This window comes from Pseudoxanthomonas winnipegensis, assembly GCF_030322905.1.
Taxonomy (GTDB): Bacteria; Pseudomonadota; Gammaproteobacteria; order Xanthomonadales; family Xanthomonadaceae; genus Pseudoxanthomonas_A; species Pseudoxanthomonas_A winnipegensis.
This window is the reverse complement of record NZ_CP095475.1, coordinates 1417322-1433753: the sequence shown is the minus strand read 5'-3', so window position 1 is coordinate 1433753 and position 16432 is coordinate 1417322. Positions and strand designations below refer to the sequence as shown.

Below are 16432 nucleotides of genomic sequence, written 5' to 3'. Positions count from 1 at the left end.
TCTGGTTACTCGTCGAAAGGTCGGATGGAATCGGGCACCACGCGCGCGCCGTGCTGCTGGATCAGCCGCTGCACGTCGGGGTGGTTCATGAACTGTTCTTCGGCCGAGGCGCGGCGCGCGTCCTGCTGGCGCGCATCGCGCATGGCCAGCGTCTCGGCGCCTTCGCCGGCCACCGCGCCGGTGTCGAACACGATCTTGGGCACGCGCCCCAGCGAGGCGGACAGCGCATCGGCCAGGTCGCCCACCGAGCGCTCGGTGCGCAGATAGTCCAGGCCGGGCGCCAGGGACAGGCGCAGCACCGCATCGCCGTAGCTGGCGAAGGCGACGTTGGCGGCGAGCTGGCGCGAAGGCCCGCTCAGCTTGGCCGAGGCGACGAGCGCCAGCCAGTGATCGGTATCGGCGATGCCGTCGCTGGTCGGCGGCGGCGCGGACGGCGCGCGCGCGGGTGCGGCAGGCGCGGCGATAGCGCTCGGGGCTGCCTGCACTGGCTCGGTGACGCTGATCTTCTGCGCCGGCACTTCCCACGGCGGGACGTCGTCCATGGCTGGTGCCGGCGTTGGCGCGGCCTGGACCGCAGGTGCAGCGGCGAAGGGCGCGGGTTCCGGCTCGGTCACCACGGATGGCTTCGGCGCGGGCGCAGGCACGGGTTCGACCGGCGCATGCGGGGCCGTCGCCATCTCCGGCATCAGCGGGGCCGCGGCGGCGCGTCCGCTTGCAGTCTCGTCCACCGTGCCCGCGGTCGGCTTGGCCGGTGCGGCGGAGGCCGGCGCGACATCGCCGGCTCCGGCCGGACGGAAGGCCAGCATGCGCAGCAGGCTCATTTCGAACCCGGCGCGCGGGCTCGGCGCCAGGTAGAGATCGCGGCGACCGTTGAGCGCCATCTGGTACCAGAGCTGCACCACTTCCGGGCGCAGGCGCTGGGCGAAGCCTTCGGCGTCGACGCCCTCGGCCTCGATCGCCACGCCCGGCACCAGCTGCCGCACCTGGATGCGATGCAGCGCCTCGGCGAAGGCCTCTAGCACCCCGCCCCAGTCCGGCGAGAACTCGGCCAGCGTGGCGATGGTGGCCATCAGCCGCGCGCCGTCGCCGTCGGCCAGCGCGTCGAGCAGCGCGCCGACCTGGGTGCGGTCGACCGTGCCGAGCATGGTGCGCACGCCGGCATCGCTGAGCTCACCGGCGGTGTAGGCGATGGCCTGGTCCAGCAGCGACAGGCCGTCGCGCAGCGAGCCATCGGCGGCCTTGGCGATCTGGCGCACGGCGCCGTCCTCCGAGGGGATCTGCTCGGCGCCGAGGATCTTGGTGATCTGCCCGCCGATCTGCGCCTCGTCCAGGCGCTTGAGGTTGAACTGCAGGCAGCGGCTGAGCACGGTCACCGGCAGCTTCTGCGGATCGGTGGTGGCCAGCAGGAACTTCACGTGCTCCGGCGGCTCCTCCAGCGTCTTGAGCAGCGCGTTGAACGCCGCCTTGGACAGCATGTGCACTTCGTCGATCAGATAGACCTTGAACTTGCCGCGGCTGGGCATGTACTGGGCGTTCTCGATCACCTCGCGCACATCGTCCACGCCGGTGTTGGAGGCCGCGTCGATCTCCAGCAGGTCGATATAGCGTCCGGCGTCGATGTCCAGGCAAGCCGCGCACTGACCGCACGGATCGGCGCTGGTACCAGTCTCGCAGTTCAGCGACTTGGCGAAGATGCGCGCGATGGTGGTCTTGCCCACCCCGCGCGTGCCGGTGAACAGGAAGGCGTGGTGGATGCGGCCGCTATCGAGCGCGTTGGACAGCGCACGCACCACGTGCTCCTGACCGACCAGTTCGGCGAAACGCTTCGGGCGCCACTTGCGGGCCAGGACGAGGTAGGACATGCGGTCATTGTGCCGCGCCAGGGGGGGCGTTCCAAGGACGAGCGTAGCGAAGAGACCCTCCAGCGTCCCGGCATGAACGGCCCGTCGCGCACGACAGGTTCGCGGGACTCGCAATAAATCCGGCGCGCGGCTAGAATCTGCGCCCCTGAGCGCGGCCCCGCGGCCGTGTTCAGGTCCCGGAGAGGTGTCCGAGTGGTTGAAGGAGCACGCCTGGAAAGTGTGTAAGCGTCTAAACCGCGCTTCGGGGGTTCGAATCCCCCTCTCTCCGCCAGTTTGAAAGTGTCGAGATGGCCCAGCCGCGTGAGTTTCGCCGGCGTCTGGGAGGGGGTGAGAACCCCCGGGTTCGACAGGTGGCGCCGCCACCTGCACGGCGAAGCCGCCCGTAGGGCGAGGCATCGAAAGATGCCGAGTGAATCCCCCTCTCTCCGCCAGTTACAGGTCATCGCCTCCAACGATGACGCAACGCACCCGGGCCGCGCGATGCGCGGCCCGCGTCCATGGTGGCCCCGTCGGCCCCTCGCGACGCTAGGTCGAAAATCCCGCCAGGGCCGGAAGGCAGCAACGGTATCGACTGACGCGGGCGCCGAGGTCAGCCGGCGGGGCCGCCACCTTTTTCCAGCCCCGCGATCTGCGCATCGGACAGCGCCGGGCGCGACAGGACGGTGGACGTCTCGATCTGTCGCCGCGGCACGTTCCAGTAGCCCCGCAGCAACGGGGCGATGCGCGCGTCCGGCACGCTGGCAAAGCCATTGCGTCGATAGAAGCCGATGGCCCAATGCGCCGCCGCCCAGGTCCCGACCAGGATCACCCTGTGCGCATGCGCGTCGCACAGCCGCTCGAGCAGAGCCGAACCCACGCCGTGCCCCTGGTAGCCAGGCAGCACGTAGGCGTGGCGGATCAGACACACGTCGCCGACCCGCTCCATGCCCATGATGCCCACCAGCGCACCGTCTAGCGCGATGCCGCTGAACTGCACGCCGCGCGCCATTTCCTCGCTCAACGCCGCGCGCGACATGTAAGGGGCGCGCCAGCAGTCGGGCGGGATCACGCCTTCATAGGCAACGGCGGCGCGGTTGACGATGTCCAGCATGGCGTCCAGGTCGGCGCGCAGGCAGGGGCGGACGTGCATGGGGGATTGGGCGTACGGAGCGTCGGACATGGTGAGGACTCGGTGTCGAAGGACACGGTCATCATGTCGGGGGCAGCGGCCTTGGGTCTTGGACGATCTTGCAGCTCCGCACGGCGAGCGCCCGCGCGAAGGCGCCGGGCGTGAAGCCGAACTGGCGGACGAACGCGCGGTGGAAGTGGCTCTGATCGCTGAACCCGGCGGCCACCGCAGCCTCGGCCAGGGGCAGGCCGGCACGGACGGCGGCACGTGCATGCTCGAGCCTGCGCAAGGTGAGATAGGCGTGCGGCGTCAGCCCCGTCGATCGCTGGAATCCCCGCAGTGTCTGGTAGCGGCTGAGACCGGCCTCCCTGGACAGGCTGTCCAGCGAGTGCGTGGAGAGCGGCATGTCGTCCAGCAGTTGACGCACGCGTGCCAGGCGCGCCGGCAGAGGTGCAGGTCCCGGCTCGCGCACGGCAAGCAAGGCCGCCAGGACGGGCAACAGGCGCGCCTGCTGATGATCGCCGGAGGAGTCGGGGTCGATCGCGGCCCGGTACAGCGCCGCGACCAGCCGTGCCAACCGGGGACGGGCCAAAACCGGGGCGAGGAATTCCGAATCCGTCCTCAGGTCCGTGCGCAGATCCTCGACCAGCACGCTGAGCGTCTCCGGTGAGAAATACAGCATCGACCAGGTGCGCCTCTCACAAACCGGCGCACCGTCGTGCACCTCGCCGGGATTGACGGTGATGACATCGCCCGCCCGTGCCTCGACCTGACCACGTCCGCTCCAGGAGACCTGCGCGCCGGAGGTGAGCAGGCCGATGCCGAAGGCGTCATGGGCATGCCGTGGGAAGCGGTGGCCGGAACATGCCTCGACCGCCATGCTCCCCGGCAACCAGGTCCCTCGCGCGACGAATCCGGCGCCTTCGGCCCGCCGCGAGCGCAATGCACCGCGCGAAGGGCCGATCGCCTGGTTCATCTCTTGGCCGCGCCGCGATCCGCTTGTGGATGCAGCCAGCTCTGCGCGCCATCGAGGTAGCGCTCCTGCTTCCAGATGGGCACGCGCGCCTTGGTCTCGTCGATGATCCAGCGGCAGGCGGCGAAGGCGCCGTCGCGGTGGCCGGCCGACACGCCGACCCAGACCGCCATCTCGCCCACGGCCAGCTCGCCGACGCGATGCACGCAGCGCGCGTCGACGATGGCGAACCGCGTCAGCGCCTCATCGAGGATCTTCTCGCCCTCGACGCGCGCCAGCTCGGCATAGGCCTCGTAGTGCAGGCCGGAAACGCCCTGCCCTTCGTTGTGGTCGCGCACCCAGCCTTCGAAGCTGGCGAAGGCGCCGGCGCGCGCGCTCAGCAGCTGCGTGCGCAGCGGCGCAGGCTCGATCGGCTGGTCGGTGATGTCGAAGCGGGTCATCCTCAGCCTCCGCTGACCGGCGGGATGAAGGCGATCTGCGCGCCTTCGGCCAGCGCATCGTCCCAGCGCGCGAAGGCGCCGCCCTGGGCCACGCGCAGATGCGCCGGTTCCCAGGCGAAGCCATGGCGCTGCTTCAGCTCGGCATACAGGCCGGCCAGGTCCGAGGCCGTGGTCTGTACGCTTTCGCGCTCCACGCCGGCGGCCTGACGCAGGCTGGCGAAATACAGCACCTGCACGCCGGTCATGCCGACACCCCGAAGTCGCGCTTGCCGCCGTGCTTGCCCAGCAGCTGCGCCGGGCCCAGTACGATGGCGTGCGAGAGCGCCTTGCACATGTCGTAGACCGTCAGCGCCGCGACGGTGGCGCCGGTCATCGCCTCCATCTCCACGCCGGTGCGATGGGTGGTGCGCACGCTGCATTCGATGCGCAGCGTGTCGGCGTCGTGCCAGTCGATGGCCAGCCGGCAGCCGTCGATGGGCAGCGGATGGCAGAACGGGATCAGCTCGTGGGTGCGCTTGACCGCCATGGTGCCGGCGATCACCGCGGTCTCGACGATGCCGCCCTTGGCGCTGCGCAGTGCGTCGTGGCGCAGCTGCTCGGCGACCTCGCGCGGGAACGCCACCAGGCATTCGGCCGTGGCCTGGCGCGCGGTGACGGCCTTGTCCGAGACATCGACCATGGCCGGCTGGCCGGAGGCATCCAGATGGGTGAGCGTGCGCGGTGCATTCATCGCGCAAGCGTAGTGCAAGTCGCGCTCAGCCGGCGTCTAGAGCGTCCGGCAGCGGCGTGCCCTGGTGGAACACCATGCGCCAACCCGCCGCCTCCTGACGCCAGAGCGAGCTGCGCCGGGCCAGGCGCACGCCAGCGGCATCCTCGCGTCGGGAGACGTAGCGCAGCTGGACCAGTCCTGGCGCCAGTTCGACGCATTCGAAGGCGTCGGCGCTGTAGCGGCTCTCGTCGGATTCCTGTGCCAGTTCGGCCACGATGTCCTGGCGCGTGTAGCGCCGGCCCGAGGCGCCGAACTCGACGAAGTCCTCGGCCAGCAGCGCCTGCAGGCGCGTGGCGCTGGCACGCACCTGGGCCGTGAGCAGCGCGCGCTCCTGGGCGATCAACCACGTGCGCAACGCGGCGTCCACGCATCAGCCTCCGATCAGGAACATCTCCACGCGCTTGCGCGGCGGCTGGACCGGCTGGCCGCGCAGCTCGCTGTAACGGTCGGCACGGCGCGACCACAGCCCGGCCAGGCGCTCGGCCAGCGGCAGTTCGCCCTGGGCCAGGCTCGGACGCAGGTCGGTGGAGGCGCCGGAGAACAGGCAGGTGTAGAGCCGGCCATCGGCCGAGACGCGCGCGCGCTGGCAGTCGCCGCAGAACGGCGCGCTGACCGAGGACACGAAGCCGATCTCGCCGCCGCCATCGTCGAAGGCGTGGCGCACCGCGACTTCGCCGCGGTAGTGCGCATCCAGCGCATGCAGCGGCCAGCGCGCGTGGATGGCATCGCGCAGCTCGCCCGAGGTCACCACCTGGGCCGCGCGCCAGTCGTTGCAGGTGCCCACATCCATGAATTCGATGAAACGCAGCACGTGGCCGCTGCCGCGGAAGTGTTCGACCAGCGGCAGCACCTGATCCTCGTTGACGCCTCGCTGGACCACGCAGTTGAGCTTGAGGCTGGCAAAGCCGGCCGCGCGCGCGGCGTCGATGCCGCGCAGCACCGTGGCGATGTCGCCGCGTCCGCCGGACATCTGCGCGAAGCGCTGCGGATCCAGCGCATCCAGGCTGACCGTGATGCGATGCAGGCCCGCATCGCGCAGCGCCTGAGCATGGCGCGCGAGCAGGGCGCCGTTGGTGGTCAGCGCCAGGTCGTCGATGCCGGGAACACGCGCCAGCCGCGCGATCAGCGTCGGCAGGTCCTTGCGCAGCAGCGGCTCGCCGCCGGTGATGCGCAGCTTGTTCACGCCCACCCGCGCAAAGCCGCGCACCAGCGTCTCGATCTGGTCGAAGGACAGGCGCGAGGCCGCGTCCAGCCCGTAGTCGTCGGGCACCTTGTCGGCCGGCATGCAGTAGCCGCAGCGGAAGTTGCAGGCCTCGATCACCGACAGGCGCAGATCGCGCAGCGGCCGGCCGCGCTGGTCCAGCGGCAGTTCCGGCGTGCGTGGCAAGGCGTTCATGTCAGGACGGCAAGGGGCCTGGGATCGGGTCCGGCAACGCTAGCACCTGCCCCGGCAAGGCGACGCGATGGCCGCGCCCGGCCAGGGCGCGCGCGTCCTCGGCGCTGGCGTGGTGGTAGAGCACGCAGCGCGCCAGCAGCGCGTGCGGGTACTCGCGCTCCAGGTCCTCGATGCCGCTGTGCGAGGGGTTGCCGTGCAGCGCGCAGTCGTGCGCGATCACCTCGCCGGCGTCGGCGTACTGCGCCAGCATCTCCGGAATCGGCCGGGTATCGCCGGTCCACACCAGTGCGCCGGGCAGGCGCAGGCCGAAAGCGGTCTGTGGCCAGTGGTGGCGCACCGGAAACGCCTCCAGCCGCACCCCGTCGTGCCAGAACGCCTCGCCCACCGGCACCAGGTGGAAGGCGTCCCAGAAGTTCGCCCCGCCCTCGGCCAGGACGTTGGGATACTCGGCCACGCGCTGGTGCAGCAGCGCCACCACCGGCGCGGGCACGTATAGCCGCACCTGCCCGCGCCGCGCCGGATCGAAATAGGCGCTGCCGAACAGGCGCTCGAAACCGCCCACATGGTCCAGGTGGGTATGGGTGACGAACACCGCCGACGGCGCCTGCCCGTACTGGCGGATGTAGGCGTCCAGGCCCTCGCTGCCGCAGTCGATGGTCAGCCACGGCGCGCCATCGCGCTCGATGGTCGCCATCGCCGAGCCCAGCTCGACCGCCGCGGCATTGCCCACGCCCTGGAAACGCAGCGACCAGCGCATGTCGGCCCTCAGAAGCCCCGTTCCCAGGCGCGGTCGTAGGCCTTGCGCAGGCGCGCGAAGTCCTCCTGCACCTGCTGGCTGCTACGTTCCCCGCGAAGCTTCATCAAGGAGCGCAGCAATCGGGCCAGGTTGGCCTCGCGCCAGCGCGTGGCCGGGATGCGCAGCACGCCGCGGTCGAAGTCGATCAGCCAGCCGCGCCCCTGCGCATCGAACAGGATGTTGTGCGCGTTGAGATCGGCATGGTCCAGGCCGGCGCGGTGGAAGCGCGCGATCAGGCGTCCGGTTTCCTCCAGCGGCGCGCTCTGCCCGGCCACATGGTAACGGTCGGCCAGCGAGCGCACGTCGGCCAGCCGTTCCATCAGGATCGCGGCGCGGTAGGTCAGACCCTGGCGCAGATAGCGGGCCACGAACGGCTGCGGCACCGGCAGGCGCATGCGGTGCAGCGCACGGGTCAGGCGGAACTCGGCGAAGCTGCGCGTGCGGTTGGCGCCGCGCCACAGGTAGCGGTCGCTGCTGACGCTGGCAGCCAGGCCGCCGCGCTTGTACTGGCGCAGCAGGCTCTGCCCGAACGGCGCATCGACGAACCAGGCCCCGCCGCGGCCGCCGCTGTCCACCGGCCGGGCCTGGTCGCCCCAGTGCGCGGGGTCCAGCCATTCGGGCTGCGCTTGCCGCAGCCGCTGGCGGTCGAACAGAATCGCCCCGTCACCGCGCGCATCGCGGTACGGCATCAGCACTTCCGTCGCGTCAAAAGCGGCCATCGCGCGAGTCTAACAATTTTGTCCAACGCCCCTGAGTCCCTGTGCCTGCTGCGCCTGTCCGCGCTGGGCGATGTCACCCACGTGGTGCCGCTGGTGCGCACGCTGCAGCGCGCCTGGCCGCAGCTGACGCTGGACTGGATCATCGATGGCGGCGGGCGCAAGCTGCTCGACGGCCTGCCGGGGGTGCGCTTCCACCTCTACGACAAGAAGACCGGGCTGGCCGGCATGCGCGCCCTGCGCGCCACCCTGCCCGGCCGCTTCGACGTGCTGCTGCAGATGCAAGTCGCGCTGCGCGCCAATGTGCTGTCGGCCTTCGTCCCCGCGCGCCGCCGGATCGGCTACGACCGCAGCCGCTCCAAGGATCTGCACGGCCTGTTCGTCAACGAGCGCATCGCCGACCGGCCGGGCATCCATGTCCTGGATGCCATCGGCAGCTTCTGCGAACCGCTGGATCTGCGCCAGGACGTGGTGACCTGGGACCTGCCGGTCCCGCCCGAGGCCTGGGACTGGGCCCGCGCGCAGTGGCCGGACGATGGCCGGCGCGTGCTGATGATCTCGCCCTGCTCCAGCCATGTGCGCCGCAACTGGTATGCCGACCGCTACGCGGCGCTGGCCGACCACGCCATCGCCCAGGGCTGGCGCGTGGTGCTGTGCGGCGGGCGCAGCGTGCTGGAGCGGCAGACCGCCGACGCCATCGCCGTGCAGATGCGCGGCCCGGTGCTGGACCTGGTCGGCAAGGACACGCTCAAGCAGCTGCCGGCGCTGCTGGCCCGCGCCGACCTGGTGGTCACCCCCGACTCGGGCCCCATGCACATCGCCAACGCCATGGGCACCAAGGTGCTGGGCCTGCATGCGGCCAGCAACCCGCGCCGCAGCGGGCCTTACTCGGATGTGCGCTACTGCGTGGACCGCTACGACGACGCGGCGCGGCGCTACCTGCACAAGCCGGCGAGCGAGCTGAAATGGGGTACCAAGATCGAGTTCGACGAGGTGATGGCGCTGGTCACGGTCGACGACGCGATCGCCGCGTTCGAGCGCTATCGCGCCGACACGGCGGGCTGAGCGAAACGGACGCGGCGGCAGCGCAGGCCGCCGTCACGCCCACTGCCCCGGCGACGCGTCAGGGCGCGGCGCCGCTGCCGTAGTCCTCGTAGGACTTCTCCTCGACATAGGCCGAGCCCAGCGCCAGGTTGATGTCCTTCTTGATCCGCGCGCGGGTGTCGTTCTCGAAGTACACACTGCGCGCCAGGCGGATGAACTCCTCGTCGAAGGCCTGCGCCTTCTCCTTGAGCCGGATGTCGTCCTCGATCACCCACAGCCGCTCGTTGACTGCCTTGAGCTCGGCGCGCAGGCGCGCGATGTCCTGCACCGCCGCCGGATGCGCCATCCAGGTCTGCTCCAGCGCCGAGAGCTCCTTGCGCACGTTGGCCAGCTTGGCCGCGTCGGTCATGCGCTCGGACTTGATCTGCAGGATCGAGATCTTGTCCAGCAGCTCGCCGAAGGAGACCGGAGTGAGGATTTCGGACATGGCGCACCATCGCGATGAAAGGCCGCAAGTGTACCGGCGTCGCCGTCGGCGCGAGGCCACGCAGCGCAGGGCGGACAAGCAAACGGCCCCATCGGGGCCGTTTGCGGAACATGGCGGAGAGGGTGGGATTCGAACCCACGGTACGCTTGCACGTACGCCTGATTTCGAGTCAGGTACATTCGACCACTCTGCCACCTCTCCGAGTGTCGCACCGCCTGTCGGCGGTCCCCGGGGGTCGATCCGGGGTTGCGCATGATACGGGCCGCGCCGGCCCGGGACAAGCACCACGCGGCGGGCGCCGGACCGGATGTTGGCGGACGCCGCCGATGCACTGCAGCTTGTCCCCTGTCCGCTTCGACGCGATCATGGCGTTCATTTTTCAATGCAACCGGGGACGCCAGGCGCCACATGATCGAGTTCGGACACCTCAGCCACGTCGGCCTGCGGCGCGCCCTGAACGAAGACACCTATTACGGCGACAGCGCGCTCGGCCTGTGGCTGGTCGCCGACGGCATGGGCGGCCACGCCTGCGGTGAAGTCGCCAGCGCCCTGGCGCGCGAGACCATCGTGCGCGAGATCAACGCAGGCGCCGCGCTGGGCCAGGCCATCCGCGTGGGCGACGAGGAGATCATCCGCACCTCGCGCCGGCGCAACGACTCCCTGCCCATGGGCACCACCGTGGTGGCCGCGCGCGTGCAGGGCAACCGCTTCGAGGTGGCCTGGGTCGGCGACAGCCGCGCCTACCTGTGGCGCGACGGCCAACTGGCCCAGCTCAGCCAGGACCACAGCTACGTGCAGGAACTGATCGCACAGGGCGCGCTGACCAGCGAGCAGGCGCGCTCGCATCCGCACCGCAACGTGGTCACCCAGGCGCTGGGGGTGACCGACCCGGCGCAGCTCAATGTCGAGACGCTGACCGGCGAGTTCCGCCCCGGCATGCAGCTGCTGCTGTGCAGCGATGGCCTGACCGAGGAAGTGGACGACCGCGGCATCGCCGCGATCCTGCGCCAGGACGACTGCAGCGCGCAGGAATGCGTGGACGCGCTGATCGCCGCCGCGCTCGACGGCGGCGGCTCGGACAACGTCACTGCGATCCTGGTGCGCTGCGGCTGAGCCGGGCGAGGCAGCGCCGGCCGGGCCTGGCGTCTCGCTGTGTGTCCTGGAGTTTGAAGTAAGCCGGAGCCGCCTCAGGAAGTCTCGCCTCTCCGCCGTGCCTCGCAGGACCGGCCGCGCATTTCGAGCCACCCAAGCACCCACCCACCGCCGTCATTCCCGCGAAGGCGGGAATGCAGTGGCTTTCACCTACAGCGCTACAGGCGCTGGGCTTTCGCGGGAATGACGGAAGGGTTGGTCCTCTCCACGTTTGGACCTGCAGACCCGCCTCGGGGCATTCGCCGCCCTGCCCCAGGCCTCCCAGCCCCCTCAGGCGACCGCAGCGGCCTCGGCGTTGGCCGGCGCCGGCGGCGCCTCGATCAGATCCCACAGGCACGGTCCGCCGGCCTTGGCGCGCAGCTTCTCCAGGCGCTTGGCGTGCGCCTCCAGCTCACCCGCGGTCGGCGTCACCCGCGCGCGCAGGCCGACATTGCTGGCATCGAAGGCGTGCACCACCGGCGCGGCATGCCCGCCGCCCTCGTCGAAGCTGCCGAAGCCGATCTCCTCCTGGCCCGAGGTCAGCGCGATGTAGACATCGGCCAGGATCTGCGCGTCGAGCAGGCCGCCGTGCAGGTGACGGTGGGTGTTGTCCACGCCCAGGCGCTTGCACAGCGCATCGAGCGAGTTGCGCTGGCCCGGGTAGCGCTCGCGCGCCATGGCCAGGGTGTCCACCACGGTGCAGTAGTCGGTGAAGCGGCCGTACTGCGCGCCGAGCCGCGCCAGCTCGCTGTCCAGGAAGCCCACGTCGAACGAGGCGTTGTGGATGATCACCTCGGCGCCGCGCACGTAGTCCAGGAACTCCTCGACGATCTCCTCGAACGCCGGCTTGTCGGCCAGGAACTCCAGCGTCAGCCCGGTCACCTCCTGGGCGCCGGGTTCGAACTCGCAGTCGGGCCTGAGGTACTTGTGGAAGTTGTGGCCGCTGGGGCGGCGCTCGATCAGCTCGACCGCGCCGATCTCGACGACGCGGTTGCCCTTCTTCCATTCCAGGCCGGTGGTTTCGGTGTCCAGGATGATCTGGCGCATGGCCTAGCGGTCCTCGTGCAGCGTGATGGAGAACTGCCGCAGCGGATGGTCCAGGCCGGGCAGCTGGGCCATTGTCTCAAACACGAAGCCCAGACGGTCCATCACCGTCAGCGATGCGGTGTTGGTGGGGTTGACCAGCGCCAGCACGCGCGGCAGGCGCAGCACGTCGCGCGCATGGTCCAGCACTGCGCGCGCGGCCTCGGTGGCGTAGCCCTTGCCGCGCGCCTCGGGCAGCAGCGCATAACCCAGGTCCGGCGCGGGCAAATAATCGCGGGTGACCAGGCCGGCCTGGCCGATGTCGCGGCCGCTCGCGGTTTCCACCACCCGGCACAGGCCCAGGCCGTTGGCGGCGCGATACGCCAGCGGCCCGCGCCGCACCGCCTCGCGCGCCGTGGCCAGGTCGCGCACGCCGGCGTCGCGGACCTGGGCGATGAAGTCGGCATCGTTGAGCACGGCCAGCATCAGCGCCGCATCGCGCTCGCTGTCGGTGGGCAGGTGCAGGGTCAGGCGCGCGCTGCGCAGCGCCGGCGTCTGCTCGGGCACCGGGGCACTCACGCCGCCGCGCCGTCGCGCACGGCGATGGCCGCGTTGCGCGCCAGCACGTCCACGCGCTCGTTGTCGGCGTCGCCCGAATGGCCCTTCACCCAGCGCCAGTCGATCTGATGACGCTGGGTGGCCGCGTGCAGGCGCTCCCACAGCTCGCGGTTCTTGACCGCGCCGCCGGCGGCGGTCTTCCACTGCTTGCGGATCCAGCCGGGCATCCATTCGGTGATGCCCTGGCGCACGTACTGCGAGTCGGTGATCAGGATCACCTGGCAGGGCTCGGTCAGGGCCTCCAGCGCCATGATCGCGGCCATCAGCTCCATGCGGTTGTTGGTGGTGTGCGCTTCGCCGCCGAACAGCTCGCGTTCGATGCGGCCGTAGCGCAGCAGCGCGGCCCAGCCGCCGGGCCCGGGATTGCCCAGGCACGAGCCGTCGGAATGGATGGTGATCTGTTTCATGGAGCTGTCCGTAGGAGTCAGGCCGGCACCGCGTCGGGCTGCCATCGCGGCGGCCGGGCGGGCGAGAGGATCAGGTCGGGGCCGCGCTTGTCGGCCTGCAGCAGGCACACCGCCCGCATCATGTCCGGCGCGCGGCCGTCGTTGCGCCAGGCCGGCCCCAGCCACTGCGGGGGATGGGCCTCGCAGTCCAGCCCGGCCTGCTGCAGCAGCCGGCGCCAGCGCCCGGGATTGCGCACCGACAGGCCGGTGCGGCGCCAGCGCAGGCGGTATGGGCTGACCGGATTGAGCGTGAACAGCCACAGCCGGCCGCCCGGCTCGAGCACGCGCGCGCATTCGGCCAGCACGCCGCGCGCGCCGTTCTCCGGCACGTGCTGCACCACCACCGCGCTGAAGCTGTCCGAGGCCAGCGGCAGGCTGGGCCCGCAGCGCAGCGGACCGTCGAAGCCGCCGCCGGAGGCCTGCAGCGCCAGACCGGCGGCCACCACCGAGACGCCCGCGCCGGCGCCGGGATGCAGCCATAGCGTGGGTGCGGCGGCCTTGGCGGCCAGCAGGGAGGCGATGCGCGGCTGTTCAGCCGCCAGCAGGCGCTGTCCGTCCGCGGTCCCGAACCACGCCAGGGGCTCGGGTTGACGTTGGGAGGCGGCGGCAGGCATGGTCGGGGATTGTAGAGGACGCCCCTGCGTCTGCCGACCGATCCATGATGCCGAGCCTGACCGCGCTGCGCGCCTTCGACGACAACTACATCTGGGTGCTGCGCGGCGACGCCGGGCAGTCCCTGATCGTCGACCCGGGCCAGGCCGCGCCGGTGCTGGAGGCCGCCGCGCAAGGCCTGGAGCCGGCCGCGATCCTGCTCACCCACCACCATGACGACCATATCGGCGGCGTGCCCGAACTGCTGGCGCGCTGGCCCGGTCTGCCGGTGATCGCCGCCGACGATGACCGCATCGTCACCGCGACCCACCGCGTGGGCGATGGCGAAACCTTCGAGGCGGCGGGCATGAGGTTCCAGGCGCTGTTCGTACCCGGACACACCCGCAGCCACGTCGCCTTCCACCGGCTGGCCGAGGGCGGCGAGCTGTTCAGCGGCGATACCTTGTTCAGCCTGGGCTGCGGGCGCCTGTTCGAAGGCACGCCTGCGCAGATGCTGACCTCGCTGGACCGGCTCGCCGGGCTGCCCGGGGACACGCCGGTGTGCTGCGGCCACGAGTACACCGCCAGCAACGCCGCCTTCGCCCTGGCGGTCGAACCGGGCAACGCGGCCCTGCGGCAGCGCGCCGACCAGGTGCGCGCCCTGCGCGCCCAGGGCCGGCCGAGCCTGCCGGTCAGCCTGGCCCAGGAACGCGCGGCCAACCCGTTCCTGCGTGTGGACGTCCCCGAGGTCGCCCAAGCGGTGGACGCCTGGCTGGGGCATCGGGCCGGCGACAGGGTGGAGACCTTCGCCGGGCTGCGGCGCTGGAAGGACGGCTTCCGCGCGTGAGGCCGGTGGCGGCCGTGTGTCTGCTGGCCCTGGCTGGCGGCGTCTTCCCTGGCTGGGCGCAGCAGGCGACCGACGCGCCGGCCGAGGCGCGCGGGGCCGGGACCACGCCGGACGATGCAGGCGTCGATCCGGCGCAGCAGAGCGTGAATGGCGGCGAGATCTTCCGCCAGTTCCGCGAGGGGCTGGCCGAACCCAGCTGCACCGCGCAGGCCAGCGATGCGCAGTACCGGCGCAACTTCGCCCACGCGCCGAACCGGCTGGCCGATCGCGACGACGACATCCTGCCGCTGTTCGGCTACGTGGTCGGCGCGATGCGCCAGGCCGGCCTGCCGACCGAGTACGCGCTGATCCCTTTCGTGGAGAGCGGCTATCACCCGGGCGCCGCCAACGGCGCGGGCCCGGCCGGCCTGTGGCAGTTCGTCTCGCTGACCGCGCGCAACCACGGCGTGCGCATGCGCAAGGGCTACGACGGGCGCCTGTCGCCGGTGGAATCGACCCAGGCCGCGGTGCGCTATCTCAAGACGCTGCACGACATGTTCGACGGCAACTGGCGTCTGGCGATCATGGCCTATAACGCCGGCGAGAACCGCATCGTGCAGGCGGTGCGCCGCGCCGGCCGCGGCACGGCGATGGAACGGCCCACGACGCTGCCCGGGGTCTCGCGCAACACCGCCGCCTACGTGGACAAGCTGCACGCGCTGGCCTGTGTGCTCGAGGACGCGGGGGAGCGCCCGGAGTGGCTGGCCTCGCTCGCGCGGCCGGTCGCGCATCTGCAGCCCACGGCGCTGCCGGCCGACTACGGCTCGCTCTCGGCCTGGGCCGCGCGCGAGGGCCGCGACGTGGACCAGATCGCCGGCCTCAATCCGGCGGTGTCGCGCCTGCGCGGCGGCCTGGGCGGCGAGACGATGTGGGTGTTGGCCGGCCCGCGCACCGGCGCGCCGGCGGTGGCCGCGGATCTGCGCGCGCTGGGCGGCGGCGATTCGGCTCCCGCGCCGGCCACTGCGCCGGCCGAGCCGCCGGCCACGCACACGGTGGTGCGCGGCGAGACGCTCTCGGCCATCGCCCGCCGCTACGGCCTGGCCACCGCGCAGCTGATCCGCTGGAACGCGCTGGGCAAGCGGGCGCTGATCAAGCCGGGCATGGTGCTGAAGTTGGCCGATCCGCTGCGCTGAGACCCGCATCACTGGGCGATGGCAGAATGAGCGCTTGGTTTTCGGCCCGCACGCGAGAGGCGCAATGGGGTTCCTGCAAGGCAAACGTGTCCTGATCACCGGCATCGCGTCGGATCGCTCCATCGCCTGGGGCATCGCCGAGGCCATGCATCGCCAGGGGGCCGAACTGGCGTTCACCTACCAGAACGACAAGCTCAAGCCGCGCGTGCTGCAGGCGGCGACCACCTTCGGCAGCGAGATCGCGCTGCCGCTGGACGTGGCCGACGATGCGCAGATCGATGCCTGCTTCGAGGCCCTGGCCGAGCACTGGGACAGTCTGGACGTGCTGGTGCATGCCATCGCCTTCGCGCAGGGCGAGGCCATCGCCGGTGAGTTCCTCGATGGCCTGACGCGGGAGAACTTCGCCGAGGCCCACGACATCTCGGCCTATTCGCTGGCGGCCCTCGCCCACGCGGCGCGGCCGCTGATGCGCGGCCAGCAGGGTGCGATCCTGACGCTGAGCTATCTCGGCGCGCAGCGTGCGCTCTACAACTACAACCTGATGGGCGTGGCCAAGGCCAGCCTGGAGGCGACCGTGCGCTATCTGGCCCTAAATCTCGGTCCCGAAGGCACGCGCGTCAACGCCATCTCCGCCGGGCCGATCAAGACGCTGGCCGCTTCGGGCATCGCGGGTTTCCGCAAGACGCTCAGCTATGTCGAGGAGCATGCGCCGCTGCGCCGCAACGTCTCCATCGACGATGTGGGCAATGCGGCGGCGTTCCTGTGTTCGGATCTGGCCGCCGGCATCACCGGCGAGATCACCTATGTCGATGCCGGTTACAACATCCTGGGGATGAGCGGGGTCGATGGCGGCTGAGCTCATGCTTCAATGAGCTCATCTGCCGATTTAGGATCGCGGCGCACTGATGCGTTGGCTTCGGAAGCGCAGCGGCAAGTTCGCCATGGAGCGCGAACCGAGCCGAGGAGTCACGTGCGGCTGGGTCGAGGCGTGTTGGCCAAGTCAGTTCATCCGC

At 71.0% G+C, this 16432-nt stretch carries 20 protein-coding genes, 2 tRNA genes and 1 other RNA gene; 7 read left to right on the top strand and 16 right to left on the bottom strand.

What is annotated here, in order from left to right; all coding sequences use genetic code 11:
* Window positions 1-5: 5 nt before the first annotated feature.
* The gene (gene dnaX / locus MWN52_RS06355) at window positions 6-1862 is read right to left on the bottom strand and encodes a DNA polymerase III subunit gamma/tau (protein ID WP_286577093.1); all 1857 of its coding nucleotides are present in this window, start codon (window positions 1860-1862) and stop codon (window positions 6-8) included.
* A 178-nt stretch (window positions 1863-2040) separates the two neighbouring features.
* Between dnaX and MWN52_RS06350 the strand changes: the two genes are divergently transcribed.
* Window positions 2041-2133 (top strand) — tRNA-Ser (locus MWN52_RS06350).
* 235 nt (window positions 2134-2368) lie between these two features.
* An RNA gene (ffs, locus tag MWN52_RS06345) (signal recognition particle sRNA small type) lies at window positions 2369-2465 on the top strand.
* On the opposite strand, the gene MWN52_RS06340 is transcribed toward ffs, so the two are convergent.
* The 9 genes from MWN52_RS06340 to MWN52_RS06300 all read right to left on the bottom strand — a co-directional run bounded on the left by MWN52_RS06340 (window position 2452) and on the right by MWN52_RS06300 (window position 8063).
* The gene (locus MWN52_RS06340; RefSeq protein ID WP_286577092.1) at window positions 2452-2952 is read right to left on the bottom strand and encodes a GNAT family N-acetyltransferase; all 501 of its coding nucleotides are present in this window, start codon (window positions 2950-2952) and stop codon (window positions 2452-2454) included. The two genes, ffs and MWN52_RS06340, sit on opposite strands and share 14 nt — an antisense overlap.
* A gap of 100 nt (window positions 2953-3052) precedes the next feature.
* Window positions 3053-3946, bottom strand: coding sequence for a helix-turn-helix domain-containing protein (locus MWN52_RS06335; protein WP_286577091.1), 894 nt, complete (start codon window positions 3944-3946; stop codon window positions 3053-3055).
* A complete protein-coding gene (locus MWN52_RS06330; protein ID WP_286577089.1) occupies window positions 3943-4383 on the bottom strand; it encodes a molybdenum cofactor biosynthesis protein MoaE in 441 nt (146 codons plus the stop codon). The genes MWN52_RS06335 and MWN52_RS06330 overlap by 4 nt, the downstream gene beginning before the upstream one ends.
* Window positions 4384-4385: 2 nt before the next feature.
* Complete coding sequence (locus tag MWN52_RS06325) at window positions 4386-4628, bottom strand: MoaD/ThiS family protein (RefSeq protein ID WP_286577088.1); 243 nt, start codon at window positions 4626-4628, stop codon at window positions 4386-4388.
* The gene (gene moaC / locus MWN52_RS06320; protein ID WP_286577087.1) at window positions 4625-5113 is read right to left on the bottom strand and encodes a cyclic pyranopterin monophosphate synthase MoaC; all 489 of its coding nucleotides are present in this window, start codon (window positions 5111-5113) and stop codon (window positions 4625-4627) included. The genes MWN52_RS06325 and moaC overlap by 4 nt, the downstream gene beginning before the upstream one ends.
* A 25-nt stretch (window positions 5114-5138) precedes the next feature.
* Entirely contained in the window at window positions 5139-5519 is a 381-nt protein-coding gene (locus MWN52_RS06315; RefSeq protein ID WP_286577086.1) for a nuclear transport factor 2 family protein, read from the bottom strand.
* Window positions 5520-5522: 3 nt separating this feature from the next.
* Window positions 5523-6548 (bottom strand): GTP 3',8-cyclase MoaA, encoded by a 1026-nt coding sequence (gene moaA / locus MWN52_RS06310; protein WP_286577085.1) that lies wholly within the window; start codon window positions 6546-6548, stop codon window positions 5523-5525.
* A gap of 1 nt (window position 6549) precedes the next feature.
* Window positions 6550-7305 (bottom strand): MBL fold metallo-hydrolase, encoded by a 756-nt coding sequence (locus MWN52_RS06305; protein WP_286577084.1) that lies wholly within the window; start codon window positions 7303-7305, stop codon window positions 6550-6552.
* A gap of 8 nt (window positions 7306-7313) precedes the next feature.
* Entirely contained in the window at window positions 7314-8063 is a 750-nt protein-coding gene (locus MWN52_RS06300; RefSeq protein ID WP_286577083.1) for a 3-deoxy-D-manno-octulosonic acid kinase, read from the bottom strand.
* An 18-nt stretch (window positions 8064-8081) separates the two neighbouring features.
* On the opposite strand from MWN52_RS06300, the gene MWN52_RS06295 reads away from it, so the two are divergent.
* Window positions 8082-9125, top strand: coding sequence for a glycosyltransferase family 9 protein (locus tag MWN52_RS06295; RefSeq protein ID WP_286577082.1), 1044 nt, complete (start codon window positions 8082-8084; stop codon window positions 9123-9125).
* 58 nt (window positions 9126-9183) lie between these two features.
* On the opposite strand, the gene MWN52_RS06290 is transcribed toward MWN52_RS06295, so the two are convergent.
* The gene (locus MWN52_RS06290; protein ID WP_130529152.1) at window positions 9184-9591 is read right to left on the bottom strand and encodes a DUF6165 family protein; all 408 of its coding nucleotides are present in this window, start codon (window positions 9589-9591) and stop codon (window positions 9184-9186) included.
* A 111-nt stretch (window positions 9592-9702) separates the two neighbouring features.
* A tRNA-Ser gene (locus tag MWN52_RS06285) sits at window positions 9703-9792 on the bottom strand.
* Window positions 9793-9999: 207 nt separating this feature from the next.
* On the opposite strand from MWN52_RS06285, the gene MWN52_RS06280 reads away from it, so the two are divergent.
* Window positions 10000-10704: a PP2C family protein-serine/threonine phosphatase gene (locus MWN52_RS06280; RefSeq protein ID WP_286577081.1), complete on the top strand. Its 705-nt coding sequence runs from the start codon at window positions 10000-10002 to the stop codon at window positions 10702-10704.
* A gap of 309 nt (window positions 10705-11013) precedes the next feature.
* On the opposite strand, the gene dnaQ is transcribed toward MWN52_RS06280, so the two are convergent.
* From dnaQ to MWN52_RS06260, 4 genes are read right to left on the bottom strand one after another with little or no spacing between them, the layout of a single operon-like run.
* The gene (dnaQ, locus tag MWN52_RS06275; RefSeq protein ID WP_130520011.1) at window positions 11014-11769 is read right to left on the bottom strand and encodes a DNA polymerase III subunit epsilon; all 756 of its coding nucleotides are present in this window, start codon (window positions 11767-11769) and stop codon (window positions 11014-11016) included.
* 3 nt (window positions 11770-11772) lie between these two features.
* A complete protein-coding gene (locus MWN52_RS06270) occupies window positions 11773-12324 on the bottom strand; it encodes a GNAT family N-acetyltransferase (RefSeq protein WP_286577080.1) in 552 nt (183 codons plus the stop codon).
* Window positions 12321-12770 (bottom strand): ribonuclease HI, encoded by a 450-nt coding sequence (gene rnhA / locus MWN52_RS06265; protein WP_130520007.1) that lies wholly within the window; start codon window positions 12768-12770, stop codon window positions 12321-12323. Before rnhA ends, MWN52_RS06270 begins: the two co-directional genes overlap by 4 nt.
* 17 nt (window positions 12771-12787) lie before the next feature.
* A complete protein-coding gene (locus tag MWN52_RS06260) occupies window positions 12788-13423 on the bottom strand; it encodes a methyltransferase domain-containing protein (RefSeq protein WP_130529146.1) in 636 nt (211 codons plus the stop codon).
* 47 nt (window positions 13424-13470) lie between these two features.
* Between MWN52_RS06260 and gloB the strand changes: the two genes are divergently transcribed.
* The 3 genes from gloB to MWN52_RS06245 all read left to right on the top strand — a co-directional run bounded on the left by gloB (window position 13471) and on the right by MWN52_RS06245 (window position 16275).
* Window positions 13471-14247: a hydroxyacylglutathione hydrolase gene (gene gloB, locus MWN52_RS06255; protein ID WP_286577691.1), complete on the top strand. Its 777-nt coding sequence runs from the start codon at window positions 13471-13473 to the stop codon at window positions 14245-14247.
* The gene (locus tag MWN52_RS06250) at window positions 14244-15419 is read left to right on the top strand and encodes a lytic transglycosylase domain-containing protein (protein ID WP_286577079.1); all 1176 of its coding nucleotides are present in this window, start codon (window positions 14244-14246) and stop codon (window positions 15417-15419) included. The genes gloB and MWN52_RS06250 overlap by 4 nt, the downstream gene beginning before the upstream one ends.
* 64 nt (window positions 15420-15483) lie before the next feature.
* A complete protein-coding gene (locus tag MWN52_RS06245; protein ID WP_130519999.1) occupies window positions 15484-16275 on the top strand; it encodes an enoyl-ACP reductase FabI in 792 nt (263 codons plus the stop codon).
* Window positions 16276-16432: the final 157 nt, after the last annotated feature.